We start from the raw sequence: 26,030 nt of genomic DNA on the forward strand, positions 1-26,030 counted from the left end.
TAGTGCGAGCGAGCGATAGAGGTGGCCAGCCGTGAGGACGGCATCCGCGGCAGCCACGACCAGCCCGACGACATCGGTGCCTTCGGGTGCCGCATCGACGATCTCGAGGGCGTTCTCGTAGTGGTGCGCACTCTCGTCATAGCCGGCAACACGGACCGCATCCTCGGCTGCCTCGACATTGGCGGTGAAGGCGCGGGTCAGGTCACCCGCCGCCGCGGCATGCATCGCGATCTCGGCGGCCGGCCCGTGCGAGCCGTCGGCGGTGAGAGCGGAGATGTAGGCGAGGTTGATGCGGCGCCGCTCGCTCGGCAGCAGGTCGTCATGAACGGCCTCGGCGAGTAGCGCGTGCCTGAACCCGTAGGAGTCACCGGCCACCTGGGACAGCACCTTGTGGTCGATCGCCGAACGCAGCGCGTCGTCGAGCTGAGCCGTCGGGAGTCCGACAACCGCGGCGAGTACTTGATCGGTGACGCGACCTCCCGAGCATGACGCGGCGCGTACGACGAGTCGGGCGTCATCTTCCAGCCGGTCGAGTCTGACCAGCAGGAGGTCAGCGAGTGTCTCGGGCAGCGCCGACTCAATATCGGCAAGGCCGGCATCGAGGAGCTCCTCGGCGTAGAACGCATTGCCGGAGGCTCGGCGCACGACAGCCCGTACACCTTCGGCGTCGAGATCACCCGCACCGCGGTCCTTGATCAACGTGCGCACGTCGGCGTCGGGCAGCGGGCTCAGCTCGATGCGACGGACGCCCGGGAGGCGCACCCACTCGGCAACGGCCTGACGGAGGGGGTGGCGGCGGTGCAGGTCGTCAGCGCGGTAGCTGACCACGACGTGCACGGGTTGGCTGAAGGTGTGGGCGAGGACGTAGCGAATCAGATGCCGGGTGGATCCATCAGCCCAGTGGACGTCTTCGACGACGAGCAGTATCGGACGCTCCTGTGCGAGGTGATCGAGTCCGGCGACTACCGACGAGAACAGCTCAGTCCGATCGACTTCGTTGGACTCGTCGGCACTCTTCCACGGAAGAAGTGGTGCCAGCGCCGGGAAGCGGCCGGCCAGCTCATCCCGCTCGGGGTCGTCGAGCGAGCTGAACGCCTCGACGAACGGCTGGAACGGAAGGTGGCTGTCGCCGAGGTCGAGGCAATGCCCGACGAGCACACGGTGGCCGGCGGCGTCGGCTCGGTCGACGAGCTCACGCAGCAGTCGTGTCTTGCCGATTCCGGCATCTCCACCGAGGAGAACGGCATCACCGCTGCGACTGTCGACGATGCCGGCGGCGGCGAGCAGTTGCTGCAGCTCGGCGGCCCGTCCGACGAGAGGTGTCACGGGACTCCGGTCGGCGGCCATGCAGCCAATCATGCACGAAGGGGCCGACGGTTTGAGGTCCGTGCCAGCGCTCACGTCAGACGAACGCGGGAGGGGACGAGCGCGTCATGGAGCGCGCCAAGGAGTCGCACCCTCGGCGCAGAGGTGCGGCAGGGGTTGCACTGGGTCTCCGAGGGCGCCGGCTGACGCGTCCCGACTTCGAGACGACGCTGGTGGTCGGCCCGTACGAATGCTTCTGGATTGAGGATCATGACTTGATCCTCGTCCTCTGAGGTAGCCCCACACATCGGGCAAAATCCGTATCTGCAAGGACCGACTACCTCAGATCGACCCAACCATTGGCTGAGCGCAGGCACGCCCTACTTCAGCGTCTTCTTACCGCCGTGCATCATCGTGATCAGCTTGGCGGCTTTGTCGTCGGTCTTGGCGTCTCGCGCGAACGACGTCAGCATCATCAGCGGCTTGAACTTCTGCCGGGTGATCGCCTTGGCGTACGTGAACTCCTTGAGTCCGTCGGGGCCGTGGATGCGCCCGAAGCCCGAGTCACCGACACCGCCGAACGGCAGCGAGGGAACACCAGCGAACGCCACGACCGAGTTGACCGAGGTCATGCCCGAGCGAACGCGACGTGCGATGTCGACACCGTTCTTCTTCGCGAACACCGCGCCGGCGAGACCGTACTTGGTCGCGTTGGTGAGCTCGATCGCCTCGTCCATGCTCTTGACCGGGTTGATTGCCAGCGTCGGGCCGAAGGTCTCCTCGGTGATCTCCGTGGAGTTCTCGGGGACGTTCGTGAGGATCGTGGGCTGTACGAATCGCTCGCCGACAGCATCGGAGCCGCCCGTGACGACGGTCGCACCCTTGGCGATGGCGTCATCGATGTGGCTCTTGATGATGCCGATCTGCGACGGCATCGTGATCGGACCGATCAGTCCGCCGGGCTCGGCCTTGAGAACCTTGGCCTGCTCGGCGATTTCGGCAACGAACTTGTCGAAGACCTTCTCGTGCACGTAGACCCGCTCGGTGCCGATGCAGGTCTGCCCGGCGTTGGACATGCCACCCCAGAGAGCCGCTTCGGCCGCCTTCGTGATGTCGGCGTCCTGGTCGATGATCATCGAGTCCTTGCCGCCTGCCTCGATGATGACGGGGGTGAGGTTCTGAGCGCACGCGGCCATGACCTTCTTGCCCGTGGCACCCGAACCGGTGAACGCCAGTTTGTTGACCGCTGAGGTGCACAGCGCGTTGCCCGTCTCGCCCAGGCCGGTCACGACCTGGAACACCGGACGGCCACCCACGACCTCGGTGAAGGTGTCAGCGAGCCACTGGCCCACGCCGGGTGTGTACTCGCTGGGCTTGAAGACGACGGCGTTGCCCGCGGCAAGTGCGTAGCCAATCGAGCCGACCGGCGTGAAGACCGGGTAGTTCCACGGTCCGATCACGCCGACGACGCCAAGCGACTTGTACTCGACGGTCGACGCCTGGTTGGCCATCAGCAGTCCGGACTTCACCTTCTGCGGACCGAGGATCTTCTTGGCGTGCTTGGCAGCCCAGGCGATGTGGTCGATCGCCATGACGATCTCGAGCTGGGCATCGCCGGTCGGCTTGCCGGTCTCGAGGCTCGACAGCTGCGCGAGCTGGGCGATGCGGCGCGTCATGACGCTGCGCCATGTCAGCAGGTATTCCTCACGCTCCTTGAAGGAAAGCCCGCCCCACCACTCCGCTGCGTCGTGCGCACGCGCGACGGCAGCGTCAACCTCGGCCTTGCTCGCGATCGGGTGTACGCCGACGACGTCGCCGTTCGCGGGGTTGAGTGACTCGAAAGTCGGCTTGGACTCTGTGGCGGTCGGGTTGTCGAGCGTTGCTGTCATCGTGACTCCTTGATGAGGTCGGCTGCCTTCTCGCCGACCATGATGGCGGGTGCGTTGGTGTTGCCTCGCGGTACGCGGGGCATGACCGAAGCGTCGGCGACCCGAAGGCCTTCGACACCGTGGACCTTGAGATCGGGGCCGACAACGCTGCCCTCGATCGTGCCCATCGCACAGGTGGCGACGGGGTGGTAGAGCGTCTGACACAGCTGGCCGATAGCAGCGACAATCTCGTCCGTGGTCGGATCCATCGACGCGGGGATCCAAGGCTCATCGATCAGCTTGGCGAGCGGCCCTTGGCTGACGATCTCCTTGACCGTGCGGTAGCCGGCGATCATGGCATCGAGATCGGCGCCGTCGTCGAAGTAACCCGCATCGATCTCGGGGTGCCACGTGGGATCGGCCGAACGTAGCTTGATGCTGCCTTTGCTCTCGACGCGCACGAGAGTCGACGCGATCGTCAGGCCACGGCGTACGGGCTCGTGCAGGCCGTTGTCGTAGAAGCCGGACGGCGCGACGTGGAACTGCATGTCTGGTGCAGCCATGTCTTCGCGAGTCTTGAAGAATCCGCCCGCTTCGCCGACGTTGGACGTCAGCGGACCCCGCCCAGCCTTCTGCGCCTTGAGCACGTTGCCGAGCGACAGGAACTCGGCGAGGTCAGTGGTGTCCTTGGTGTAGAAGAGCGCGCCAGAGACCGGGTGGTCTTGGAGGTTCTGGCCGACTCCGGGTGAATCCACAGCGACGTTGATGCCCAGCGAGCGGAGGTGGGCACCGGGCCCGATGCCCGAGAGCATCAGCATCTGCGGGCTCGCGACCGCGCCGGCAGAAAGGATGATCTCGGCATTCGCGCGTACGGTCTGAGTGAGCCCTTGATGGCGGAACGTGACACCGGTTGCGCGGGTGCCCTCGAGCTCGATCTTGATGACAAGCGCCTCGGTTCGAACCGTGAAGTTTGGTCGCTTGCGATTGGGGTGGATGTACGCGTCGGCGACCGACCAACGTCGACCCTTCTTGCAGGTCACCTGGTAGAGCCCGGCGCCCTCCTGCTCGGCGCCGTTGAAGTCGTCGTTGCGCTTGAACCCGGCAGCCACGGCCGACTCGACGAAAGCGTTGCTCAGCTCGTGCGAATAGCGCCGATCTTCGACATGCAGCGGACCGTCCGTTCCGTGGAACGGATCGCCCAGGCGGGTGTTGCCCTCAGACTTCTTGAAATAGGGAAGAACGTCGTCGAAACCCCAACCAGTGGCACCGTACGCATCCCGCCACTCGTCGTAATCGGCGTGGTTGCCGCGGATGTAGATCATGGCGTTCATCGACGAACAGCCGCCGAGAGCCTTCATCCTCGGCCAATCGGCACGTCGCCCGGCGAGCTGCTTCTGCGGCGTCGTCTTGTAGCCCCAGTCCCACTTGGTCTTGAACAGCGCCGGGAATCCCGCCGGGAGGTGGATCATGTCGTCGTCGTCCTCGGGTCCTGCTTCGAGAAGGAGGACCGAGACACTCGGATCTTCGCTCAGGCGTGTGGCGACCACTCCGCCAGCGCTCCCCGATCCGATGACGACGTAGTCGAATGTCTCGTCAGGCATGTGTTCCTCTCGCGGGTGCGCGTGATGCGCCTCACAAACCTACCGTCGGTACGACGCTGACACAACGTGTGTCAGGGTTGCAAAACGGTACGCACTGCCGCGTCGATCGCGGCCGCGAGATCCTGCCGGCCAAGCCGGTCGACAGGTACCTCGAGCACGCGGATACCGGTCGACTGTTCCTCGAGCGCAGCGGCAAGATCCATGGGCTCCACCGTGCGGTGCGGAACTCCGTAACCCGCGCAGAGGGCACCGATGTCCGCTCCAGTCGGCGTCGCATAGACCCGCTCGAACGAAGCGGCGTACTCCGGCGAGCCCTGCTCCAGGGTTGCGAAGATGCTGCCGCCGTCGTCAGATGCCACCACGATCGTCAGGTCAGGCCGTGGTTCTCCTGGTCCAAGGAGCAGGCCGTTGCTTCCGTGAAGGAATGTCAGATCGCCGACGTACGCGATGGCCCTGCTCGACGATCGGCCGAGCGCAGCGCCGACGGCGCTCGAAAGGGTGCCGTCGATGCCGGCGAGGCCGCGATTGCCAAGGATCAGCCGGTGCTCGCCAACCGGGTAGGACGCGGCCACCAGATCAAGATCACGGATCGGGTTGGAGGAACCGACGTACAGCAACCCATCGGGGGGAACGGCCTGGTTGATGGAGCGCGCGACGTCGTATGGAGTTGTTCCGTCGAGCACATCGTCGATCGCGCCACTCGCGGCCTTGTCGGCTTCGAGCCACATACCGAGCCAGCTCTCATCATCGGAACCGGCTTCGACCACGTCGACGAAGCGGACGTTCCCGCCTGCCGGGACCGGGAAGTTGCCCCGCGTGCCCACATGCACGATGTCGATGTCCGTACGGCTGAGCAGCTGGGTGATGGGGCGGGAAAGCGTCGAGTGCCCGAAGCTCACGACGCGCTCGATCTGCGCGTTGAGCGGCGAGTGCTGGAGCACCAGGCGGTAGGCAGCCAGCGCGTTGTCGCCCGTACGCGATCCGGACGTCGGCTCGGCCAGCAGCGGCCACCCGGCTCTCTCAGCAAGGTCTCGTGCCGGCTGCTGGGCGTCGTCACCGGCAACCACGACAGTCTTCGGGCCAAGGTCGAGCTCCACCTCGAGCAACGGCTCGATGAACGTCGAGGACTCCGTCGGTCGTCGGGCCGCGAAGTCCCACACAACCGGCTCGATCAGGGGCTCGTCGAGCTCGAGGTTGAGGTGTCGCGGACCCGTGAACCTCACGGCCTCCCACGGATCCGACGTGAACTGGATGCCGGGGAAGATCTTGCGCTGCTCAGTTGTCTGGTTGGCACCCGTGCCACGGAGGCGACCCGGACGGTCGGCCGTCACGGCGATGACCGGGACACCGGCGTGGAGCGCTTCCAGCATGGCCGGGTGAAGGTTGGCGACGGCCGTGCCAGATGTTGTCACGACCGGGACGGGACGGCGGGAGGACTTCGCGAGCCCTAGAGCCAGGAATCCCGCCTCGCGCTCGTCGACCCTGACGTGGAGCCTGATCAGCCCCTGCGTGTCCGCCGCATGCAGGGCAAGTGCGAGTGGACCCGACCGAGAACCCGGCGCGATGACGGCATCCTTGACATCGCGGGCGATGAGCTGGTGGATGAGGTACTGCGCGGTTTCCGTGGCGCTCATGCCAGCACCGCCTTCACGTCTTGGAGTCGCTGCTGCCAACGGGCATCAGTCTCGGTATCTGCCTCAACCGTGTCATATGCCGCTTCGTCGAGTACTTGGCGGCCGACAGGAAGGTACCCGTCGACCGGTACGAGTGGAGCTGCCACGACGTCACCGTCGAGCAAGGAAGTGGTGGCGAGACCGCAGGCATATGGGAGCTCTGGCAGCGCGGCGGCAAGGGCCAGCCCTGAGGCCAGGCCGATCGACGTCTCGACGGCGCTGGACACGACGACGGGTAGGCCGATCTGCTCGGCGATCCGAAGGCTGGCGTGTACCCCGCCCAGGGGTGCCACCTTGAGGACAGCGATGTCGGCGGCCTCGAGCTCGACGACGCGCATGGGATCTGAGGCGCGACGTATCGACTCATCGGCCGCGATCAGTACGTCGACCTTGCGCCGCACGGCGGCGAGATCTTCGACGCTGGCACACGGCTGCTCGACATACTCGAGGCCTCCGGCGGCGAGGTCGAGTGCCACGATCGCGCTGATGGCTTCATCGACGGCCCAGCCGCCGTTCGCGTCTACACGCACCTTTCCCCGAGGCCCGATTGCGTCGCGCACGGCCTCAACCCGCGCGATGTCGTCGGCGAGGGTCTGACCCCTCTCAGCAACTTTGACCTTGGCAGTCCCGCATCCGCTGGCTCGTACGATTCGCGCGGCTTCGTCGGGGCCGACGGCCGGGACCGTGCAGTTCACCGCGACGTGTTCTCGCAGCGAAGCCGGCCACCCGCGCTCGGCTGAGTCGAGTGCAGCGGCGAGCCAGGGCGCGGACTCGGCGGCGTCGTAGTCCAGGAACGGGCTGAACTCAGCCCAGCCCGCAGCGCCCTCGACGACCATGCCCTCACGACGCGTGATGCCGCGAAAGGGCGTCGGCATCGCGATGGAGAAGGTCCGGAACTGCACGACTGGCAACTTACCGTCAGCCGCGTAACGTCGAGGTCATGAGCCGAATCGCGATTGTCGGGGGCCACGGCAAGATTGCCCGCCTCCTCATCCCCCAGCTGGTCCACGCCGGGCACCAGCCCGTGGCGCTGGTCCGCAACCCGGACTACACCTCTGAGCTCGAGGGCCTCGGTGCCGAGGTCGGGATCCTCGACATCGAACAGGACACCATCGACCAGTTCGCTGCGGCCTTCGAGGGCGCCGACGCTGTCGTGTTTGCCGCCGGCGGAGGACCCGACGGCAACATCGAGCGCAAGAAGACCGTAGACCTCGGTGGGTCGCTGAAGTCGATCGCGGCGGCGACCAACGCCGGCGTACGGCGATTCGTGCAGATCTCGGCGATCGGCGTCGACAACCCGGTGGGCGACGACGCCGAGGACACGTGGGTTGCGTACGTCGACGCCAAGCGAGACGCCGACGTCGCCCTGCGCGACAGCACGCTCGACTGGACCATCGTGCGACCAGGAGGCCTCACGGATGACGAGCCGACGGGACACATCAAGCTCGCCGAGGCGGTCGAGCGCGGGCAGATCCCGCGAGCGGATGTCGCCGCTCTCATCGTGACCGCGATCGACTCTCCGTCGACCATCGGCAGGCAGTGGGAGGTCGTCAGCGGTTCGACCCCGATCGCGGCCGCCGTGCTGGCTGCAGCTGAGGGCTGAGACCGCGAACCCCTGACCGGGCACTATGTGGTGCGTGCGCACCCTTTTCCTGATCGCGGCCGCGGCGACATACCTCGCCATCGGCCCTTGGGCGTCGCTGGCCGCAATCGTGCTCCTGTTCGTTCCGACGGTGCGTCGTGCGCTCCGACCCAGCCGCAAACACCTACTGGTGTTTGTCGGAGCCATAGCAACGGCTGCCACCGCGATCGTGATCATCCCCGACGGCCGCCTGCCGATCCCGCCTGGCGGGGGCCTGCTCGTGACGCCATCGTTCGTCGGTGACGCAGCGACCCCACAGCCGATCGACCTCACCATCCCCAGGCACCCCGGCCTCGCGCCCAATGGCAACAGTTCGATGCACAACGACGGCTGGGCCTCCGACGCGTACCCCGGGCCCGGCCCGCTCGGAAAGGATCCTGAGGTCGACAGCTCCTGGTATGGCATCAAGGAGTGCGCGACGCTCGCCTTCGACTCCCGAGAACGGATCATCGCGCTCTGCGGCGCCGTGTCGGGGCCCGTCATGCACATCATCGATCCCGACTCGATGGACCCCGTCGACACCCTTGAGCTGCCCGCCCGCACCGGCACTACCGGCAAGAAGCCGTGGGAGGACCTCTGCGGCGGCGCCTACTTCTACCTCGACGACCAGGACACCGCATTCGTCGGTACGACGGTCCGCACGATCAGGGTTGTGAGTACTGCCGACGCTGATGGCGATCCTCGGCTGAAGGTCGAGCGCACGATCGACCTCACCGACGCCGTACCAAAGGACGACTGCGTCATCGCACTGATGCCCGACTGGAACGGCGACGGCACGTGGTTCGTCAGCCGGCACGGCCGAGTCGGGCACGCCGGCACCGACTCACCTCCGAAGGTCCTGGACCTGAAGGAGGACATCTCCAACTCAGTCTCCGTCGACGAGGACGGCCTGTACGTCGTGACCGATGGAGCCTTCTATAAGCTCGCCATCGACGCCGCGGGGCCAAAGATCCTGTGGCGAACCGGGTATCGCAATAGCGGCATCGACAAGTCCGGACAACTGAGCCCCGGCAGTGGCACGACACCAACGGTGCTCCCCAGCGGTCTGGTCGCCATCACCGACAACGCCGAGCCGAGGATGCATGTGCAGTTCTATGACGCCGAGGACGGATCGCTCGTGTGCGAGGTGTCGGTGTTCGGCAAGGGAGAGAGCTCGACCGACAACTCGCTCGTCGCGGTCGGCGAAGCCAGCGTCGTCGTCGAGAACAACTACGGCAACAACCATCCACTCAGCGCTGCACTGGGTCGGGACTTCCCCGGTGGCTTCGCGCGGGTCGACGCAGTCGGCTCCGGTGTCGACCGTGAGTGCAAGGTCGCCTGGGTCAACGATGAGATCGGACCGAGCACGGTGCCGAAGGTCTCGCTGGCGAACGGCCTCGTCTACTCCTACACGGTCGAGCCGAATCGGTGGGGCGTGGCGGCTTGGTACGTCACGGCGATGTCGGCCGCGACCGGCAAGACGGAGTACTCGGTGCGAACTGGCACCGGCACGATGTTCAACAACCACGGCGCTCCCATCACCCTGTCGCCTGACGGCTCGCTCTACGTGCCCACGCTGACCGGCATGGTGCGGGTACGGGACAAGGGCTAGCGGCGACGCAGCGCCTCGCGGTCGATCTTCCCGCCAGGCAGCAGCGGCAGAGCGTCGACGAGCACCACCTCACGAGGAGCCCACGTACGCGGGAGCCCGGCAGCCTCGATCGCATCGCGCACCTCATCCAGGCGCAGCCCGTCGAGGCATACGGCATCGGCGGGTACGAGATAGGCGATGACGCGGGTGCCCCACTCGTCATCTGGTACGCCGACCGCGATCGCATCGCCGACACCTTCATGGCTACGCAATGCTTCGGTCACCGTCGGCAGCGGGACGTTGACACCGCCGCTGATGATGACATCGTCGCTGCGCCCGGTGATGCTGAGCCGGCCGTCGTCGTCGATCTCGCCGAGATCGTTGGTGGCGAACCACCCATCGACGACGCCTGTTGAAGACACCGTGGTTGGCACCTCCGGGTCGCCGTATCCGTCGAAGAGCATTGGCCCGGCGAGATGGACCTGGTGCTCCTCGTCTATCCGCATCTGCACTCCGTCGAGAGGCAGGCCGTCATACACGCAGCCGCCGCAGGTCTCGCTCATCCCGTAGGTGCGGATGACGTTGACGCCGGCATCGCGCGCCTGGGCCAGCAAGGTCGCGGGCGTGGCGGCGCCGCCGATCAGCACCGCGTCGAGGCCGGCGAGCACGGAGAGCTGATCGGCCAGGCGGTGGAGCTGAGTGGGAACCAGCGACGCGTACCGCCGCTCCCCCGTCATGGCAGCAATGGCTGTGGGGAGATCGGCGTACTCATCATCGAAGACCGGCTCGGTGCCAGCGACGATCGAGCGCACCAGCACCTGGAGTCCGCCGACCCCGGTGGCCGGAATGGCTGACAGCCACTGCCCGGGTCCGCCGAGGCGGTCGAGCGCGGCGTGAGCCGACGCCATGACGGCAGCATGGGAGAGAACGACATCCTTCGCAGCGCCGGTGCTGCCAGACGTACGGACGACGATCGGGTCACCCCCATCGCGAACCCACGGCTCGAGCAGTGCCAACACCTCGCGCGGCGACCCAGAGACCGGACGCAAGCTCACGGTGCCTCGGGAGGCTCGAGCGGGCTGGCGACCTGACGCTTGAAGTAGATCCACGGGAACCACATCGTGCCGATCCGTTCCCAGCCCTTGCTGTCGAGGTCGCGGGCACGGCGACTGCCGACGACAGCACGGCGATGCTCCCAACGCGTCTTCGACTTCTCGATGTCGTGGAAGCCCGGCCCGTACGCAATCGAGTGCCAACCCTGGGCACCCCACTCATTGAGCTGTTCAATCTCGTTGGCGGCGATCAGCCCGACGAGACGACGCTGTTCAGGCGAGTCCTCGTGGTCGTCGGACTTGATGCCGAAGCGCTGCTGAGCAGCCTGCTTGCTCATGCCAAGTGCAGTGCCGATTGCCTCCCAGCTCCATCCCGCTGAACGCGCGGAGGACACGGCAGAGAGGTTGAGAGCGCGCGTCTCGGCGTGGGCTCGGCTGGTGAGCACGATGAGGTCGAGGTGGGCCTGCGGATCCGTGTCGAGGCGCCGGGCGATCGTCGGGTCGATCCTGGCGATCGCCTGCGCCAGTAGATCAGCGAGCTCGTGCGCTGAACTGTCTGGTGCGGAGGTGGCCATGTGTCAACGCTATGTTGACGAATGGACTTCGTCAACTCGAAGTTGACAACCTCACTCCTGCCCAACGATGTGGTGGTGGCAGACTTGTCGCTCGTGACCACGCCGACCCGTACCCAGCTCTGGATCGCGGGCGCGCGCCCCCGCACCCTGCCCGCAGCCATCGCGCCGGTCGTTGCCGGTACGGGCGTTGCCGCCTTTGCCGACTCGGTCGTGTGGTGGAAGGCTCTGCTCGCGCTCGGCGTCTCACTCGCCCTACAGATTGGCGTCAACTACGCCAACGACTACTCGGACGGCATCAAGGGCACCGACGACAATCGCGTCGGCCCGTTGCGACTCGTGGGCTCGGGACTCGTACCGGCGCGCCAGGTCAAGATCGCCGCTCTCGCCTTCCTCGCCCTCGGCGGAGCGCTCGGTTTCGCCCTCGCAGCCACCAGCTCGTGGTGGATGTTGCTCGTCGGCGCCGCCGCGATCGTCGCCGCGTGGACCTACACCGGCGGGCCATCGCCGTACGGCTATCGCGCACTGGGCGAGGTCAGCGTCTTCGTGTTCTTCGGTCTTGTCGCAGTGCTCGGCACCGCGTACGTACAGATCGAGCGCATCACTTGGCTCTCCGTCGCCGTCGGTATCGGCGTCGGCGCGCTTGCCTGCGCCATCCTCGTTGCCAACAACCTGCGCGACATCCCGACTGACACCGAGTCCGGCAAGCGCACGCTCGCTGTCCTGCTCGGCGAAACGAACACTCGCCGCTTCTACGTCCTGCTGCTGCTCGTCGCGCTCGGATGCCTGGTCTGGGCGTCAGTGTTCACCACGTGGGCGCTGCTCGGACTCGCGTTCGTGCCACTTGCCGTGCGCGCCCGCCAGGTTGTCGCCTCTGGCGCACAGGGCACGGCGCTCATCCCCGTTCTTCGAGACACTGGCCTCGCGGAGCTCGTGTACGCCGGCGGTCTCGCGCTCGGCCTGGCGCTCGGCGCCTAGGGCGTCGGAAGGACTCCGGTCTTCTCGAACTCGGCGAGGGCGTCCGCGTACGGGGTGATGTCGAGCTCATGCTCAGCAAGCCACGTGTCGTCGTAATAGGTGTGCGAGTAGCGCTCTCCCCCATCGCACAGCAACGTGACGACGCTGCCTTCCTCGCCGGCATCGCGCATCTGGCCGATCAGCTGCAGCGATGCCCAGACATTGGTGCCGGTCGAAGGGCCCACCGTTCGGCCAAGGATCGCGGAAATCCACCGCATCGCTGCAACCGAGGCAGCGTCGGGCACCTGCACCATGTCGTCGATGACACCGCCGACGAAGGATGGCTCGATGCGCATACGGCCGATGCCTTCGATGCGCGAGGGCGTATCCGTTGTGACGTCGGACCTGTCGGACTCCCATCCGGCGTAGAACGCTGAGTTCTCGGGATCCGCCACGGCGACTCGCGTGTCAAACCGTCGGTAGCGGACAAACCGTCCGATTGTCGCCGAGGTGCCACCAGTCCCCGCGCCGACCACGATCCAGCTCGGGCACGGATGCGGTTCGGCAGAGAGCTGCTCGAAGATCGACTCCGCAATGTTGTTGTGTCCACGCCAGTCGGTTGCCCGCTCGGCGTATGTGAACTGGTCCATGTAGTGACCGCCGCACTCTGTGGCGAGCCGCCGCGCCTCGTCATAGACCGTTCCGGGGTCGTCGACCAGGTGGCAGCGCCCACCGTAGAACTCGATCAGCGCAATCTTCTCGGTGCTGGTCGAGGCCGGCATCACCGCAACGAAAGGTAGATCGATCAGCCGAGCAAAGTAGGCCTCGCTGACCGCCGTCGACCCACTCGAGGCCTCGATGACGGTCGACTTCTCACCGATCCAGCCATTGCACAAGGCATACATGAAGAGCGAGCGCGCGAGCCGGTGCTTCAGGCTGCCTGTGGGGTGGACCGACTCGTCCTTGAGGTAGAGATCGATACCCGGCACCGGGATCGGCACCACGTGCATGTGCGTGTCGGCGCTGCGGTTGGCGTCAGCGTCGACGCGGCGGATCGCTTCGGCAATCCATGCGCGTTCCTCAGTCGATGTCTTCGGCACGGCGCGACTCCTCGAGACGTTCAGTCATCCGTTCGGCACGCTGCTGGACGTTGAGGGCAAGCTTGTTGCGCAGATCAGCCAACAGGAAGATCGAGGCGACCGACGACAGGATGAGGGCCACGAGCAGCACGAGCAGGCTGAACGTGTTGCCCGACTCGAAGAAGATCGACGCGATGCCCCAGACGATGCCGAAGGTCACGGCGAACACGGCGATACGCGCGACGGTATAGGTCAGAAATGCCTTCATGACCGCAGCCTAATCGTTGCCGGGCCGATGCCGGCTTTCGGTTGCAGCCTCCCCGGTACGGTTGAGCGCATGGGCAAATTCGTGATCATTGCGTTCGCCATCATCTTGTTGGTGTTTGCGATCTTCGACTTGGTCGCGACACCGAAGGAGCGCGTACGGATTCTTCCCAAGCCGGTGTGGTTCCTGATCCTGTTCTTCGCGCCGGTGGGACCGCTGCTGTGGCTGTTGTTCGGTCGACAGAAGCCCGCCGCTCCGCCCAAGCCAAGCAGCGGGGGCGGCTGGACGCCACCACCCGGTCCGAAAGGACCAGACGACGACCCGGATTATCTCCGCGGCCTTTAAGAGTCCCAGCGGAAGAGGCGGCTCGCGATCGCAATCACGACGATGGTGAAGCCGAGCAGAATGGCAATCGGAATGAGTGCCGCACCGGGACCCTCCCCGCGCACCATGACATCCATCATCCCGTCATTGAGGTGCTTGAGCGGGAGCGCCTGGCCGACCGACTGGATCCAGCTGGGTGCGGCGTCGAGCGGGAAGAACGAGCCTGACAAGAACGCCATCGGCAGCACGACGAAGTTGGCGATGCCGACCGCGGCCTCTTCCGTCTTTGAGACCGCTCCGGCCAACAGGCCGATCGCCATGAACGCCAACGTCCCGGCGATGATCAACGGAACAACCATCGGCCATGCTCCGGTCAGTTTGAGCCCGAACAGGACCGCACCGACACCGAGGAAGATCGCGGCCTGAACGCCGGCAATGACGAGGCTGACGGCTACGCGGGCGACCACCACCGTCCATGTCGGAATCGGCGCGATCCGCAAGCGGCGCAGCAAACCGTTCTTGCGCCACACGACGAGGTTGGCAGCGGCGCCGAACGTTGCGCCCATCGCGATGGCCCAACCCAACAATCCTGGCGTCACGTACTGGATCGCCGTCAGCGACTCGTCCTCGACCTGGTCCGCCTCGAGCGAGTACCTGGGAGATTCACCGGTCGCAGTGATGTTGGCTGACTGCACGACGGCTTGGAAGATGCCTTGCACCGTCGCGGATCCGACTGCGTCGGCCTCCGAGAAGCGCAGCACCAAGGTGTTGCCGTTCTCCATGACAACGGCGTCGGCATCACCCTTCTTGACCTCGCGTATGGCCGCCGCCTCGTCGGTGGACTTCGTGATGTCGAGGCTCTGGTCGAAGAACGCCTTGGCGTCCTTCGGCGCATCGTCGAGGATCGAGACGGCGCCGACCTGGATGATGTTGGCTTTCGACTGGCCCCGATCTGTGAGGATGCCGCCGAAAAGTACCAAGAACATCAGCGGGAAGATCACGGCGAAGAAGAACGACATTCTGTCGCGGAAGAAGCCCTTGAGCATCGCCGTAGACAGTGCCCTGAGAGTGTTCATGCTCGAAATTCCCGGCCAGTGAGCTGTAGAAAGACGTCCTCGAGGGACGCTCCCTTGACGCTCAAACCGTCCAGCGCATCGCGCGCGGCAAGTTCAGACAGCACGCGCGCCGGATCGCGGGTCGTGATCGTCAGCTCCGAGTCGCCGTCGCTGACAGCGTCGCCACCACTCAGAGCCCGAGCATCCTCAAGCGAAAGGGTGCCCGGCGCCACGCTGATGCGTACTGGTGCGTCGAGGTTGCGTACGAGCGCAGCCGGCGAGTCGAGCTTGAGGAGCTTGCCAGAGTCCATGATGGCGACGCGGTCACACAGTGCTTCTGCTTCGTCCATGTGGTGCGTGGTCAGCACCACGGTACGACCGGAGTCGTTGAGCCGGCGCAACACGTCCCACAGGTTTCGCCGGGCCTGCGGGTCGAGCGAGGCGGTCGGCTCATCGAAGAAGACGATGTCGGGTTCGTGGACGAGTGCGCAGGCGATGGAGAGGCGCTGCTTCTGGCCGCCCGACAAGTCCTCCGTGCGGGTCTTGGCCTTGACCTCGAGACCCACTTGTTCAAGCAGTTCGTCGGTGCGCCCGGCCGGGACGCCATAGAGCGCACCAAAGGTGTCGAGCTGCTCGCGAGCAGTCAGTCGTTCGAAGAATGACGAGCTTTGCAGCTGCACCCCCATACGGCGCTGCAGCTCGGGCTCGCGCTTCCATGGCTCGAACTCGCCGACTCTGACGGTGCCTGCCTGCGGTTTGCGAAGACCCTCGATCATCTCAAGTGTCGTGGTCTTGCCGGCTCCGTTGGGACCGAGCAGTCCGAAGAACTCCCCAGAGGCGACCGTGAAGCTGACATCGTCAACGGCCCGTGTTTCGCCATACGTCATCACGAGCCCATTCGCTCTGATCTCTACCCCCATGAGATCGACACTATCTGTGGGTCGAACCACCCCGTCGCGACGCGAGGAAAGCGTGGGCGAGCGAAGCGAGCAGCCGGGCCCGGACGAGCGCCAGCGCGAGGCCGGGAGTGAGCGGCTGGGGGTCCCCCCACGAGCGCAGCGAGTAGGGGGCGGAACGAGCCGCGCCCCGGGTCCATGCAACCGACACTATCCGGCAGGTCAGATCACTTCGCGTAGCCGTGCAGACCAGGAACGAACAGGTTGACGCCGACAAAGCTGATCACGAATGTCGCAAAGCCGATCAATGCGACGATCGCGGCGGCCTTGCCCTTCCAACCAGCGGTGGCGCGGGCATGCAGGTATCCGGCGTACACGACCCAGGTGATGAACGCCCAGACTTCCTTGGGGTCCCACCCCCAGTAGCGGCCCCAGGCGTACTGCGCCCAGATCGGGCCGGCGATCAGTGCCGCGAACGTCCAGATGGGGAACGCGAAGGCGTGCACGCGATAGGCGATCTGATCGATGCGTGCCGAGTCCGGGATGCTCCAGAGGAAGCCGACGCGCTCGTCCTCCGGGGTGTTGCGCTCAGCGCGCGACTTGACCAGGTAGAGCACGGACGCGGCGGCCCCGACGAGGAACGCCGCACCAGAGATCATGGCGGCGAGCACGTGGATGACCAGCCAGTAGGAGTGGAGCGCGGGAACGAGCGGCCCGGCGGGCACGTAGACCAGCATCGAGAGACCAAGGACGACGGTGCCGAAGCCAGTGATGATCGGGCCGACCCAGTCGATCGACCAGACCCGCACGAGCACGAGGTACGAGGTGAGCGCGAAGAGGATCGCAGCGCACCCGAACTCGTACATGTTGCCCCACGGCACCCGCTCGGCCGCGAGACCACGAGCGAGGACACCAGCGAACAAGATGACCGCCGCGAGCATCGTGAGCGAGAAGCCGATGCCGCCAGCCATGGTGCTGCGCTCCTCGCCGGACTGCTCTGGATCGGAGGCACCCTTTCCGGCAGCGACGAGCTCGCGCTCAGGCGCAACGTTGCGGGCGAAGCTCCACTGCGCGACGTACGCAACGAAGGCGAGCGCCAGCACACCGGTCGCCGAAGCGATCGCATAGTTCGAGAACTGGGCGAGCTGCTCCAAGGTCATGGGTTCTCCTGTGTCAGTGCTTGCCTGAATCGGGTGAGGAACGCGTCCAGGTCAGCCGGCAGGTCGTCGCGCGGCACTCGGTCAAGTGCAGCGACATCCACAACGGTACGTGAGCCTTCTCGGCGGGCTCGAATCCAGGTCCTTCGCGGCTTGACCGACAGCGAGACCATCAGGCCGAGCAGGCCAGCCACGATCCCGACCAGCGGCACCTTGACCAACGGCGACGAGCTGAACTGGAACCGTACGAACTGGCGCAGCTCGACGAACTCGATCGTCCCTCCGTCCGGTAGGTCGGCCTCCTGGCCGCGGCTCAAGCTGATGCGAAACCCCTTGCCGTTGGGACCGAGGTACTGCTTCATGTTGGTCTTGTCGAGCACGTAGACCGACTGCGGCAGACCGTCGTCCAGGCCCAGATCGCCGTGCCACACGAAGAGTCCGAGGAGCGGATTGGCTGCGGCGGGGAAGGCCGAGATCGAGATCCCGTCGTCGCCGGAGATCGCAGTCGGGAGGAAGAACCCCTGGAAGCCAAGCTCTTCGGGCTCGGCGCCCGGCACCTTCACCACGCCGTTCGACGTGTATGACGGGTCGGTTGGCAGGAAAGGAACGGCGTCCTCGAACACGACATCGCCCTGGGCGTCGGTCACCTTGATGACCGGTGCATAGCCCTGGCCGACGAGATAGACGGATGTGCCGTCGATCGACAGCGGGTGGTTGACCGTGATGTCGAACGCTTTCGTAGCCTCGCCTGGCTTGGTCTCGTACGTACCCTCGGCGCGGAAGAGGCGCGGCGCTCCTGCCTGGGCGCTGCCGAGCGGCTGGAACTTCGCGGTGAACTCGTCGAGCTGCAAGGAGAACGGTGGAAGGTCGTCAGTGTCGAACAGCGACCCGGAACCGAACTCGTCGTACTGGGTCAGGACGTTCGAGAAGCCGTCACCCTCCGTCACGATCGACGATCCTCGGTAACCGAACAGCGTGCCCACGGCGACGCCGACCAGCACCACGACAACGCTGACGTGGAAGACGAGGTTGCCGGCTTCGCGCAGGAAGCCCTTCTCGGCACTGACCTCCACCCGGTCCTTGTCGCTGACGACGTCGACCCTCGCCCAGCGCAGCACCTTGCGAGCGACAGCGGCGACTTGATCGATCGAAGCCTCGGTCTCGAACGACGCAGACGCGGGCAGCCGGCTGAAGTTCTTGGGCGCCTTGGGTGGCCTGGCCCGCAGCGCGCGGAGGTAGACGAACGATCGCGGCAGGATGCAGCCGACCAGAGAGACGAGCAGCAGCAGGTAGACAGCGCTGAACCACGGTGACGTGTAGACGCTGAAGAAGCCGAGGTTGTCGAGGATCGGACCGAGCTTGGGGTGGTCGATCAGGTACGCCTCGGTGGCTCGCGCGTCGACACCGCGTTGCGGCACGAGCGATCCCGGGACCGCCGCGATCGCGAGGAGGAGCAGCAGGAACAGTGCCGTACGCATCGACGTCAGCTGACGCCAGAACCACCTGGTGAACTCGCGGCTGCCCAGCGCGGGGACTGCGTTCTGACCGTCAGTGCTCATATCGCTGACGTCCCGGTGCCGAAGGTGCTGCGCAGGTTGTCGACCAACGCGTCATACGCGCCGGTGACCAGCAGGATCCCGACCCCAACGAGCATCAGACCGCCGGCGACGTTCACGGCGCGCTGATTCTGCTTGACCCATGCGATCGCACGCATGAAGCGTCCGAACCCTAGTGCGGCGAGCACGAAGGGAATGCCCAGGCCGAGGCAATAGACAAAGGAGAGGAACGCGCCCCGAGCGGCGGTGCCCTCGGTGCCGGCGAGGGTGAGCACGGTTCCGAGCGTCGGACCGATGCATGGGATCCAGCCGAAGGCGAACAGCGCGCCGAGCAGCGGAGCAACCGCGAGGCCGACGGCCGGGACGGCATGGATCTTGTACTCGCGCTGCATCAGCGGGATGAACCCCATGAACACGAGCCCGAGCAAGATCACGACGATGCCCATCACGATCGAGACCGTGCGCTGATGCTCAGCCAAGCGCAGGCCGATTGAGCCGAACAGAGTGCCGCCCGCGACGAACACGATGGAGAAGCCGAGCACGAACAGGACCGAGCCGATCAGCATCCGGCCACGACGTGCGGTGTCGAGATCCTGCACGCCGACACCGGTCATGTAGGAGAGGTAGCCCGGCAGCAGCGGAAGCACGCACGGCGAGAAGAACGAGACGAGACCGGCGAGCACTGCGATCGGGACAGCCAGGATCAAAGACCCCGAACCGACCGTGTCGACGAACCAGTCGGTCACGCGACACCAGCCAGTACGTCATCGATCAGCCCGGACAGGGTCGACGCCGTGAGGTTCTCGGACACGATACGTACGGCGACGCGGCCCTTCGAGTCGATGATCCAGGTCGTCGGGATCGCCTGTGCCGGGAGCGACGAGGCGAAGCCGAGACCGTTGCGGTTGGAGTAGTCGTCGATGCTCGGGTACGTGATGTCGTGCTTGCGGTTGAACGCTCGGGCCGATGCCACGTCGTCGCGTACGAGGATGCCGACGAACTGAACGCCCTTGTCGGCGTACTCGTCGGAGACGAGCTTGAGCGCAGGCGCCTCCTTGCGGCACGGCGGGCACCACGAGCCCCAGACGTTGACGACGAGCGTCTTGCCCGCGTAGGTCTCGGACGTGAACGGCTTGCCGTCGAGATCCTTGCCCTCGAGGGTCGGCGCCGGCTTGCGGTCGGCGGGATCGACCCTGGTGATCGCGCCGTTGGCGCTGACGTATCCGCCGGTCGAGCCGCGGTTGCCGGCACCGCTGCACCCGGCGACCAGGACGAGCGCTCCCCCAAGAATCAGGGATAGCACCGCAACGAGACGCTGCCTGTGCCTCACTGGTTATGCGCCGCCGACGAACTTCTTGCGCAGCGCCTCGGGGATCAGATGACCGGCTGGCTCGGCGTAGGTCAGGCCGACGAACTCGTCGCCATCGAAGGTCAGGCTGGTGAGGCTGGCGAGCGAGCACTCACGGTTGCGGGGATCGTGGACGAAGCTCTTCTTCTCGTACGCGCGACGGGCCGTCCATACGGGCAACTGGTGCGACACGATCACGGCTTCGTGGCCGCGAGCGGCTTCGCGGGCATCGTCGATGGCAGCCTTCATACGGGCCGCAATCTCCTTGTAGGGCTCACCCCACGAGGGACGAAGGGGGTTGCGCAGCTTCCACCAGTTCTGCGGGCGCTTGAGCGCACCGTCGCCGACGCCGAACGTCTTGCCCTCGAATTGGTTGCCTGCCTCGATGACACGGGGATCGGTGTGGATCGGCACGTCGAGGATCTTCGACAGCGGCTCGGCCGTCTGCTGCGCGCGCTCGAGTGGGGACGCAACGAGGTGCACGATCTCGTTCTTCGACAGCCAATCGGCAGCCGCGGCTGCCATCTGGTGGCCGAGGTCGGACAGGAAGTACTCGGGGAGGCGGCCGTAGAGCACACCGTCGGGGTTGTGAACCTCGCCGTGGCGCATCAGGTGCACGATCGTGCGTTCGGTCATCAGTCGTCTTCCTTTTCGGCTCGTGCTGCGGCGCGCGCGGCGCCGGGGAGCGCCTCGGCAATTCTAGAGAGTGCCTCTGCATCGTGTGCGGCCGAGACGAACCAGCACTCGAATGCGCTCGGGGGGAGGTAGACACCGGCGTCGAGCATGGCGTGGAAGAACGCCTTGTAACGCCACGCCTCCTGCCCCTGTGCATCGGCGAAGTTGGCGACCTCGTCCGTCACGCCCCAGAAGACGCTGAACATGTTGCCTGCGTTCTGCAGGACGTGGTGGACGCCCTCGGCCGTGAGCGCTTCGCCGACCAGGCGTTGCAACTCAGCTGACGTTGCGTCGAGGCGGTCGTACGCGTCAGGAGTCGCCAGCTTCAGCGTTGCAAGGCCGGCTGTGGTGGCGATCGGATTGCCCGACAGCGTGCCGGCTTGATAGACCGGGCCGACCGGTGCGAGCAGGTTCATCACGTCAGCGCGACCACCGAATGCTGCTGCCGGGAAGCCGCCACCCATGACCTTGCCGAAGGTCAGCAGGTCGGGGCTCCAGCCCTCGACTTTGCCGTCGACGCCCCAGTGACCTGCGGAGGTGACGCGGAATCCGGTCATGACCTCGTCGCTGATGAAGAGCGCCCCGTTGGCAGAGCAGATCTCGGACAGGAACGCGTTGAATCCGGCAGCAGGCGGGACGACGCCCATGTTGCCCGGAGCAGCTTCGGTGATGAGGCAGGCGATGTCGGAGCCGTACTCGGCGAACGCCGCCTCGACCGCGGCCCGATCGTTGAAGGGCAGCACGATCGTGTCGGCCGTGACATGTGCCGGCACTCCGGGCGTACCGGGTATGCCGAGAGTGACAACTCCGGATCCGGCTTCGGCAAGCAGCGCATCGACGTGGCCGTGATAGCAACCGGCGAACTTCACGATCTTGTCGCGTCCTGTGAATCCCCGGGCGAGGCGGATCGCCGACATCGTCGCCTCAGTGCCCGAGGAGACGAGCCGTACGGAGTCGACGGACGTCCGGGCGACGATCTCTTCGGCGAGTAGGACCTCGGGCTCGGATGGTGTTCCGAACGAGGTGCCGTGGGAGACAGCGGCGTCAACCGCAGCGAGCACCCCGGGGTGTGCGTGCCCGAGCAACATCGGTCCCCAGGAGCCGACAAGGTCGACGTACGTCTTGCCGTCGACGTCAGTCAGCCAGGCTCCAGAGCCCGACTTCATGAAGATAGGAGTGCCACCGACGGCGCGAAACGCGCGTACCGGTGAGTTGACCCCACCCGGCGACACAGCGAGGGCGCGATCGAAAAGTCTCTGGGAGGCCGGCGTCGGGGTCACCGCACCATTGTCCCAAGTGGTGCCATCGCATGAGTCGGCGGCGTCATGTACGCGTAACAATGCCCCGTGGGCCTCGTTGTTCTCATATCCGGACTATTTCCACGACGGTCCACATTCGCTGTAACATCCAGTTACTCGATGTACGTATGTTGGAGGGCAAGAACACATGGGAGCACGCAAGCTCACTCGGTGGCAGAAGGCCAGCGCCTTGGTACCGATGGCAGTTCTGGTTGGCGCATGGGGAGCTGCGCTGACCAACTCGACCTTTGCAACAGCCTCGGACGGCAGTGGCGGCGGAGCCGTCCCCGACGTTCCGTCGACCGCTTTCGATCAGCCGGCCAGCGTCCAGGAGACGCCCGGCGGCATCGACCCCCGCGCGGGACTCAACGGCACAGTGGCGACGCTGTCGACCAACGGCATTCCTTCGGCAGCTCTTTACGCATACCGTCGCGCCGAGACTCTGCTCGGCAATGCTGACAGATCCTGCAATCTTCCGTGGAACCTTGTCGCAGCCATCGGCCGCGTTGAGAGCAACCACGGTCGCAGCGACGGCAACTCGCTGAGCGCAGACGGCATCGCCAAGCCAGGCATCTACGGTGTCCCGCTCGACGGCAACGACGGCCGCGCCAAGATCAGCGACACCGACAGCGGCGCCATCGACAAGAACTCGGTCTACGACCGCGCAGTCGGTCCGATGCAGTTCATCCCCAGCACCTGGAAGTCCGTCGCAGTCGACTCCGACAACGACGGGATGAAGAACCCCCAGGACATCGATGACGCTGCGACGTCGGCAGGCATCTACCTTTGCGCCGGTCCCGGCAACCTCTCCACCGAGCAGGGTGCTGCGGCTGCAGTGAGTCGCTACAACCACTCGCAGTCGTACGTCGACCTGGTCCTCCAGGTCTCGGCGGCTTACGCGGCCGGCGAGTTCACCCAGACGCCGAACGACTTCTCGACTGCGTCGGTCCTGACCAGCCAGAGCAACGACCAGACCCTCACAGAGGCCCAGCGCAAGAAGGCCAAGAAGGCTGAGGAGCAAGCCAACAAGCCGCCCAAGGGAACCGACGGTGGCACTGACGGCGGTACCGATGGCGGCACCGGTGGTACCGATGGCGGCACTGGCGGTGGCACTGATGGCGGCACCACGACCAGCGGTGGCCTCACCGGTCTCGTGGGCGGCCTCCTCGACGACCTCTCCGGAGGCGGCGACTCCGGGTCCTCGACGTCTCAGCCGTCCACGCTGACTTGGGCTCAGGCCAAGACCCAGTGCCTCGCCTCGGGCATTTCCTCGCTCGACCTGGTCAAGCTCACAAACTGCATCACCAGCTTGCTCAGTTGATCTGAACATTGTGAAAGGCCCCGATCCTCGGATCGGGGCCTTTCTCATCTCCGCTGGTTGAGTAGGAGGCCGCCCACGGCCGACGTATCGAAACCTCGCGACCCGACGGGCTCGAGCGAGCGTCAGAACGGCCCTGACGGTGAACACGAGCGGGCTTGGCTGGCTGCGCGCGGCGAGTCCGTCAGCGGTTGAGGCGGGCGGCTACTTCGGCGGCCCAGTAGGTCAGCACGATGTCGGCGCCGGCACGGCGGATCGACAGCAGCACTTCGTCGATCGCGCGCTCGCGATCAATCCAGCCATTGGCGGCTGCCGCTTCGACCATCGCCAGCTCGCCCGAGACGTTGTAGGCGGCGACCGGTACGTCGACAGCGGCGCGTACGTCCGCGATCAGATCGAGGTAGGACAGCGCCGGCTTGACCATGACGATGTCGGCACCTTCGGCTACATCGAGGAGGGCTTCGCGTACGGCTTCGCGGCCGTTGGCGGGATCCTGCTGATAGGTCTTGCGGTCGCCCTGCAGCGACGAATCGACAGCCTCACGGAACGGCCCGTAGAACGCCGAGGCGTACTTCGCGGCATACGCCAGGATCACGGTGTCGGAGTGACCGGCGGCGTCGAGAGCCTCGCGTACGGCGGCGACCTGGCCGTCCATCATCCCGCTGGGCCCAACCACCTGCGCACCGGATGCAGCCTGGACGACACCCATCTGGGCATAGATCTCGAGCGTCGCGTCATTGTCGACGCGACCCGTCGCGTCGAGCACTCCGCAGTGACCGTGATCCGTGAACTCGTCAAGGCACAGATCGGACATGATCACGAGGTCCTCACCGACCTCCGCGCGAGCATCCTGCAGAGCGACATTGAGGATGCCGTTCGGATCAAGCGAACCTGACCCAACGGCGTCCTTGTGCTCTGGAATACCGAACAACATCACGCCGCCGAGCCCCAGGGAAGCGGCCTCGGAGTACGCCTTGCGGGCCGATTCGCGCGTGTGCTGGACGACGCCCGGCATGCTCGAGATCGGGCGAGGCTCGCTGAGCCCTTCGGCGACGAACAGCGGCAGCACCAGCTGCGACGGCTCGACGTGCGTCTCCGACACCAACCGCCTCATCGCCGGCGACTGGCGCAGGCGACGGGGACGGTCAGCGGGGAACGACATGTGTCAGGCCTTGCGCCGAGTCGAAGGACGACGCTGCGACGGCTTGGTGACCGGCTCGCCAGCGTCCAGGAACGCCAGACGACGAGCGGCACCGAACTCGGCGAGCGCGTCAGCGAGTACGTCGACCGACGGGGACTCCGCGAGGACGTCGACCCGCAGGCCGTGCTCCTCAGCAGTCTTGGCCGTGGCTGGGCCAATGCACGCGATGATCGTCGACGTGTGCGGCTTGCCAGCGATGCCCACGAGGTTGCGGACCGTGGACGACGACGTGAACATCACAGCGTCGAACTTGCCGGTCTTGATCGCCTCGCGGACGGGCGCCGGCGGCGGCGCTGCCCGGACGGTGCGGTAGGCCGTGACGTCGTCGACCTCCCAGCCCAGGTCGATGAGCCCGGCGACCAGAGTCTCCGTGGCGATGTCTGCGCGAGGCAGGAACACCCGGTTGATCGGGTCGAGCAGGTCGTCGTACGGCGGCCAGTCCTCGAGGAGACCGCGCGCCGACTGCTCGCCCGTGGGGACGAGATCGGCGCGGATGCCCCACGTGGCGATGGCTTCAGCGGTCTTGTCGCCAACAGCAGCAACCTTGAGACCCGAGAACGCGCGAGCGTCGAGCCCGTACTCCTCGAACTTCTCGCGGACGGCCTTGACGGCATTGACGCTGGTGAATGCGATCCACTCGTAGCGACCCTCGACGAGTCCGCGTACGGCCTTGTCCATCTGCTGCGGGTTGCGGGGCGGCTCGACCGAGATCGTGGGGACCTCTTCCGAGATCGCGCCGTAGCCACGCAGGCGGGTTGCGAGTCCGGCGGACTGCTCCTTGGTGCGGGGCACCAGGATGCGCCATCCGTACAGCGGCTTGGTCTCGAACCATGACAGCGCCTCGCGCATCGTGACGACCTCGCCGACGACCGTGATCGCCGGAGCAGTCATACCGGCAGCCTTGGCGTCTGCGGCGATGTCAGCGAGCGTCGAGACGACCGTGGTCTGCTCGGTCGTCGTGCCGACTCGAGTCATGGCGACCGGCGTCTCGGGCGAGCGACCGGCGTCGATGAGCCCGCGAGCGGCCTCGCCGATGCGGGCAACGGCCGAGAGCAGCACGAGAGTCTGCTGACCCGCGTGGTCACCCCAATGGATCGTCGAGTCGCCGACACTGACCACGGAGTATTCGCGGTGCGTGCGGTTGGTCAGCGGCACACCGGCGTACGCGGGGACGGCCGAGACCGAGGAGATGCCAGGCACGATCTCGAAGCCGATACCGGCCTTGGTGCACGCGGACGCCTCTTCGGGCCCTGTCGCGTACGTGAACGGGTCTCCAGAAATGAGCCGGACGACGTTGGCACCGGTCTTGGCGTGGCGTACGACGAGTCGGGCGCGCGCTGCGTGTGTCAGCTGCTCGCCGTCCTCTCCTACTCCGCCGTCGATGATCTCGGCGCCGTTGGTGACGAGGATTTCCTGCTCGGGCAGTTCCGTGATGACGACATCAGCCTGGGCGAGCAGTTCAGCAGCACGCACCGTCAGCAGGCTGGCATCGCCCGGCCCCGCGCCCACGAAGCTCACGTGGCCGCGTGGGGCCTTGCGTGAGCCGGGACTCGGCGTCGACGGTGCTGGCATCGCATTGGTGATTGTCACGGTGTTCCTTTTCTCTATCTGCCTGGGG

25 protein-coding genes are annotated in these 26,030 nt (G+C 66.0%); 6 read left to right on the plus strand and 19 right to left on the minus strand.

The window, feature by feature from the left end:
- Positions 1 to 1,347, minus strand: a 1,347-nt coding sequence (locus V6M39_RS13385) for an ATP-binding protein (protein WP_332644310.1), incomplete at its 3' end; no start/stop codon positions are given.
- 86 nt (positions 1,348 to 1,433) lie between these two features.
- Between V6M39_RS13385 and V6M39_RS13390 the strand changes: the two genes are divergently transcribed.
- The gene (locus V6M39_RS13390; RefSeq protein ID WP_332644311.1) at positions 1,434 to 1,598 is read left to right on the plus strand and encodes a hypothetical protein; all 165 of its coding nucleotides are present in this window, start codon (positions 1,434 to 1,436) and stop codon (positions 1,596 to 1,598) included.
- Positions 1,599 to 1,685: 87 nt separating this feature from the next.
- On the opposite strand, the gene V6M39_RS13395 is transcribed toward V6M39_RS13390, so the two are convergent.
- The 4 genes from V6M39_RS13395 to V6M39_RS13410 form a co-directional block, all read right to left on the minus strand.
- Positions 1,686 to 3,194, minus strand: a complete 1,509-nt coding sequence (locus tag V6M39_RS13395; RefSeq protein WP_332644312.1) for an aldehyde dehydrogenase family protein — start codon at positions 3,192 to 3,194, stop codon at positions 1,686 to 1,688.
- The gene (locus V6M39_RS13400; RefSeq protein WP_332644313.1) at positions 3,191 to 4,774 is read right to left on the minus strand and encodes a GMC family oxidoreductase; all 1,584 of its coding nucleotides are present in this window, start codon (positions 4,772 to 4,774) and stop codon (positions 3,191 to 3,193) included. Before V6M39_RS13400 ends, V6M39_RS13395 begins: the two co-directional genes overlap by 4 nt.
- A gap of 71 nt (positions 4,775 to 4,845) precedes the next feature.
- On the minus strand, positions 4,846 to 6,408 hold the full coding sequence (menD, locus tag V6M39_RS13405) for a 2-succinyl-5-enolpyruvyl-6-hydroxy-3-cyclohexene-1-carboxylate synthase (RefSeq protein ID WP_332644314.1): 1,563 nt from the start codon (positions 6,406 to 6,408) through the stop codon (positions 4,846 to 4,848).
- Positions 6,405 to 7,349 (minus strand): o-succinylbenzoate synthase, encoded by a 945-nt coding sequence (locus V6M39_RS13410; RefSeq protein WP_332644315.1) that lies wholly within the window; start codon positions 7,347 to 7,349, stop codon positions 6,405 to 6,407. Before V6M39_RS13410 ends, menD begins: the two co-directional genes overlap by 4 nt.
- A gap of 38 nt (positions 7,350 to 7,387) precedes the next feature.
- On the opposite strand from V6M39_RS13410, the gene V6M39_RS13415 reads away from it, so the two are divergent.
- Positions 7,388 to 8,050 (plus strand): SDR family oxidoreductase, encoded by a 663-nt coding sequence (locus V6M39_RS13415; protein WP_332644316.1) that lies wholly within the window; start codon positions 7,388 to 7,390, stop codon positions 8,048 to 8,050.
- Between the two features lie 34 nt (positions 8,051 to 8,084).
- Positions 8,085 to 9,680, plus strand: a complete 1,596-nt coding sequence (locus tag V6M39_RS13420; RefSeq protein WP_332644317.1) for a hypothetical protein — start codon at positions 8,085 to 8,087, stop codon at positions 9,678 to 9,680.
- Here the strand turns inward: V6M39_RS13420 and V6M39_RS13425 are convergent.
- Together V6M39_RS13425 and V6M39_RS13430 are read right to left on the minus strand one after the other, a co-directional pair.
- A complete protein-coding gene (locus V6M39_RS13425; RefSeq protein ID WP_332644318.1) occupies positions 9,677 to 10,714 on the minus strand; it encodes an AMP-binding protein in 1,038 nt (345 codons plus the stop codon). The two genes, V6M39_RS13420 and V6M39_RS13425, sit on opposite strands and share 4 nt — an antisense overlap.
- Positions 10,711 to 11,286, minus strand: a complete 576-nt coding sequence (locus V6M39_RS13430) for a hypothetical protein (RefSeq protein WP_332644319.1) — start codon at positions 11,284 to 11,286, stop codon at positions 10,711 to 10,713. Before V6M39_RS13430 ends, V6M39_RS13425 begins: the two co-directional genes overlap by 4 nt.
- 75 nt (positions 11,287 to 11,361) lie before the next feature.
- Between V6M39_RS13430 and V6M39_RS13435 the strand changes: the two genes are divergently transcribed.
- Positions 11,362 to 12,261, plus strand: coding sequence for a 1,4-dihydroxy-2-naphthoate polyprenyltransferase (locus tag V6M39_RS13435; RefSeq protein ID WP_332644320.1), 900 nt, complete (start codon positions 11,362 to 11,364; stop codon positions 12,259 to 12,261).
- On the opposite strand, the gene V6M39_RS13440 is transcribed toward V6M39_RS13435, so the two are convergent.
- Together V6M39_RS13440 and V6M39_RS13445 are read right to left on the minus strand one after the other, a co-directional pair.
- Positions 12,258 to 13,340 carry a PLP-dependent cysteine synthase family protein gene (locus tag V6M39_RS13440; protein WP_332644321.1) on the minus strand — a complete coding sequence of 361 codons (1,083 nt, stop codon included), beginning with the start codon at positions 13,338 to 13,340 and terminating at the stop codon, positions 12,258 to 12,260. The two genes, V6M39_RS13435 and V6M39_RS13440, sit on opposite strands and share 4 nt — an antisense overlap.
- The gene (locus V6M39_RS13445) at positions 13,321 to 13,587 is read right to left on the minus strand and encodes a DUF4229 domain-containing protein (RefSeq protein ID WP_332644322.1); all 267 of its coding nucleotides are present in this window, start codon (positions 13,585 to 13,587) and stop codon (positions 13,321 to 13,323) included. Before V6M39_RS13445 ends, V6M39_RS13440 begins: the two co-directional genes overlap by 20 nt.
- Positions 13,588 to 13,656: 69 nt before the next feature.
- On the opposite strand from V6M39_RS13445, the gene V6M39_RS13450 reads away from it, so the two are divergent.
- A complete protein-coding gene (locus V6M39_RS13450; RefSeq protein ID WP_332644323.1) occupies positions 13,657 to 13,929 on the plus strand; it encodes a PLDc N-terminal domain-containing protein in 273 nt (90 codons plus the stop codon).
- Here the strand turns inward: V6M39_RS13450 and V6M39_RS13455 are convergent.
- From V6M39_RS13455 to hemL, 8 genes are all read right to left on the minus strand, one after another.
- Complete coding sequence (locus V6M39_RS13455) at positions 13,926 to 14,984, minus strand: ABC transporter permease (protein ID WP_332644324.1); 1,059 nt, start codon at positions 14,982 to 14,984, stop codon at positions 13,926 to 13,928. The genes V6M39_RS13450 and V6M39_RS13455 overlap by 4 nt on opposite strands.
- The gene (locus V6M39_RS13460; RefSeq protein WP_332644325.1) at positions 14,981 to 15,883 is read right to left on the minus strand and encodes an ABC transporter ATP-binding protein; all 903 of its coding nucleotides are present in this window, start codon (positions 15,881 to 15,883) and stop codon (positions 14,981 to 14,983) included. The genes V6M39_RS13455 and V6M39_RS13460 overlap by 4 nt, the downstream gene beginning before the upstream one ends.
- Before the next feature lie 203 nt (positions 15,884 to 16,086).
- Positions 16,087 to 17,019: a c-type cytochrome biogenesis protein CcsB gene (gene ccsB / locus V6M39_RS13465; RefSeq protein ID WP_332644326.1), complete on the minus strand. Its 933-nt coding sequence runs from the start codon at positions 17,017 to 17,019 to the stop codon at positions 16,087 to 16,089.
- On the minus strand, positions 17,016 to 18,575 hold the full coding sequence (resB, locus tag V6M39_RS13470; protein WP_332644327.1) for a cytochrome c biogenesis protein ResB: 1,560 nt from the start codon (positions 18,573 to 18,575) through the stop codon (positions 17,016 to 17,018). The genes ccsB and resB overlap by 4 nt, the downstream gene beginning before the upstream one ends.
- Positions 18,572 to 19,318, minus strand: a complete 747-nt coding sequence (locus tag V6M39_RS13475; protein ID WP_332644328.1) for a cytochrome c biogenesis CcdA family protein — start codon at positions 19,316 to 19,318, stop codon at positions 18,572 to 18,574. The genes resB and V6M39_RS13475 overlap by 4 nt, the downstream gene beginning before the upstream one ends.
- Positions 19,315 to 19,875, minus strand: a complete 561-nt coding sequence (locus V6M39_RS13480) for a TlpA family protein disulfide reductase (RefSeq protein WP_332644329.1) — start codon at positions 19,873 to 19,875, stop codon at positions 19,315 to 19,317. The genes V6M39_RS13475 and V6M39_RS13480 overlap by 4 nt, the downstream gene beginning before the upstream one ends.
- A 30-nt stretch (positions 19,876 to 19,905) precedes the next feature.
- Positions 19,906 to 20,556 carry a histidine phosphatase family protein gene (locus V6M39_RS13485; protein ID WP_332644330.1) on the minus strand — a complete coding sequence of 217 codons (651 nt, stop codon included), beginning with the start codon at positions 20,554 to 20,556 and terminating at the stop codon, positions 19,906 to 19,908.
- A complete protein-coding gene (gene hemL / locus V6M39_RS13490; RefSeq protein ID WP_332644331.1) occupies positions 20,556 to 21,875 on the minus strand; it encodes a glutamate-1-semialdehyde 2,1-aminomutase in 1,320 nt (439 codons plus the stop codon). Before hemL ends, V6M39_RS13485 begins: the two co-directional genes overlap by 1 nt.
- Positions 21,876 to 22,041: 166 nt before the next feature.
- On the opposite strand from hemL, the gene V6M39_RS13495 reads away from it, so the two are divergent.
- The gene (locus tag V6M39_RS13495; RefSeq protein WP_332644332.1) at positions 22,042 to 23,214 is read left to right on the plus strand and encodes a lytic transglycosylase domain-containing protein; all 1,173 of its coding nucleotides are present in this window, start codon (positions 22,042 to 22,044) and stop codon (positions 23,212 to 23,214) included.
- A 181-nt stretch (positions 23,215 to 23,395) separates the two neighbouring features.
- Here V6M39_RS13495 and hemB read toward each other — a convergent pair whose 3' ends face one another.
- The gene (gene hemB, locus V6M39_RS13500) at positions 23,396 to 24,373 is read right to left on the minus strand and encodes a porphobilinogen synthase (protein ID WP_332644333.1); all 978 of its coding nucleotides are present in this window, start codon (positions 24,371 to 24,373) and stop codon (positions 23,396 to 23,398) included.
- A 3-nt stretch (positions 24,374 to 24,376) separates the two neighbouring features.
- Positions 24,377 to 26,002, minus strand: coding sequence for a uroporphyrinogen-III synthase (locus tag V6M39_RS13505; RefSeq protein ID WP_442880806.1), 1,626 nt, complete (start codon positions 26,000 to 26,002; stop codon positions 24,377 to 24,379).
- Positions 26,003 to 26,030 lie beyond the last annotated feature (28 nt).

Source organism: Aeromicrobium sp., from assembly GCF_036675695.1.
GTDB lineage: Bacteria > Actinomycetota > Actinomycetes > Propionibacteriales > Nocardioidaceae > Aeromicrobium.

Excerpts from the sequence above, each read along its gene's own strand:
- V6M39_RS13485 (WP_332644330.1), bottom strand. The coding sequence starts at position 20,556 with ATGACCGAACGCACGATCGTGCACCTGATGCGCCACGGCGAGGTTCAC.
- V6M39_RS13430 (WP_332644319.1), bottom strand. The coding sequence starts at position 11,286 with ATGGCCACCTCCGCACCAGACAGTTCAGCGCACGAGCTCGCTGATCTA.
- resB (WP_332644327.1), bottom strand. The coding sequence starts at position 18,575 with ATGAGCACTGACGGTCAGAACGCAGTCCCCGCGCTGGGCAGCCGCGAG.
- V6M39_RS13395 (WP_332644312.1), bottom strand. The coding sequence starts at position 3,194 with ATGACAGCAACGCTCGACAACCCGACCGCCACAGAGTCCAAGCCGACT.
- V6M39_RS13495 (WP_332644332.1), top strand. The coding sequence starts at position 22,042 with ATGGGAGCACGCAAGCTCACTCGGTGGCAGAAGGCCAGCGCCTTGGTA.
- hemB (WP_332644333.1), bottom strand. The coding sequence starts at position 24,373 with ATGTCGTTCCCCGCTGACCGTCCCCGTCGCCTGCGCCAGTCGCCGGCG.
- V6M39_RS13390 (WP_332644311.1), top strand. The coding sequence starts at position 1,434 with ATGGAGCGCGCCAAGGAGTCGCACCCTCGGCGCAGAGGTGCGGCAGGG.
- V6M39_RS13415 (WP_332644316.1), top strand. The coding sequence starts at position 7,388 with ATGAGCCGAATCGCGATTGTCGGGGGCCACGGCAAGATTGCCCGCCTC.
- V6M39_RS13460 (WP_332644325.1), bottom strand. The coding sequence starts at position 15,883 with ATGGGGGTAGAGATCAGAGCGAATGGGCTCGTGATGACGTATGGCGAA.
- menD (WP_332644314.1), bottom strand. The coding sequence starts at position 6,408 with ATGAGCGCCACGGAAACCGCGCAGTACCTCATCCACCAGCTCATCGCC.
- ccsB (WP_332644326.1), bottom strand. The coding sequence starts at position 17,019 with ATGACCTTGGAGCAGCTCGCCCAGTTCTCGAACTATGCGATCGCTTCG.
- V6M39_RS13450 (WP_332644323.1), top strand. The coding sequence starts at position 13,657 with ATGGGCAAATTCGTGATCATTGCGTTCGCCATCATCTTGTTGGTGTTT.
- V6M39_RS13400 (WP_332644313.1), bottom strand. The coding sequence starts at position 4,774 with ATGCCTGACGAGACATTCGACTACGTCGTCATCGGATCGGGGAGCGCT.
- V6M39_RS13455 (WP_332644324.1), bottom strand. The coding sequence starts at position 14,984 with ATGAACACTCTCAGGGCACTGTCTACGGCGATGCTCAAGGGCTTCTTC.
- V6M39_RS13445 (WP_332644322.1), bottom strand. The coding sequence starts at position 13,587 with ATGAAGGCATTTCTGACCTATACCGTCGCGCGTATCGCCGTGTTCGCC.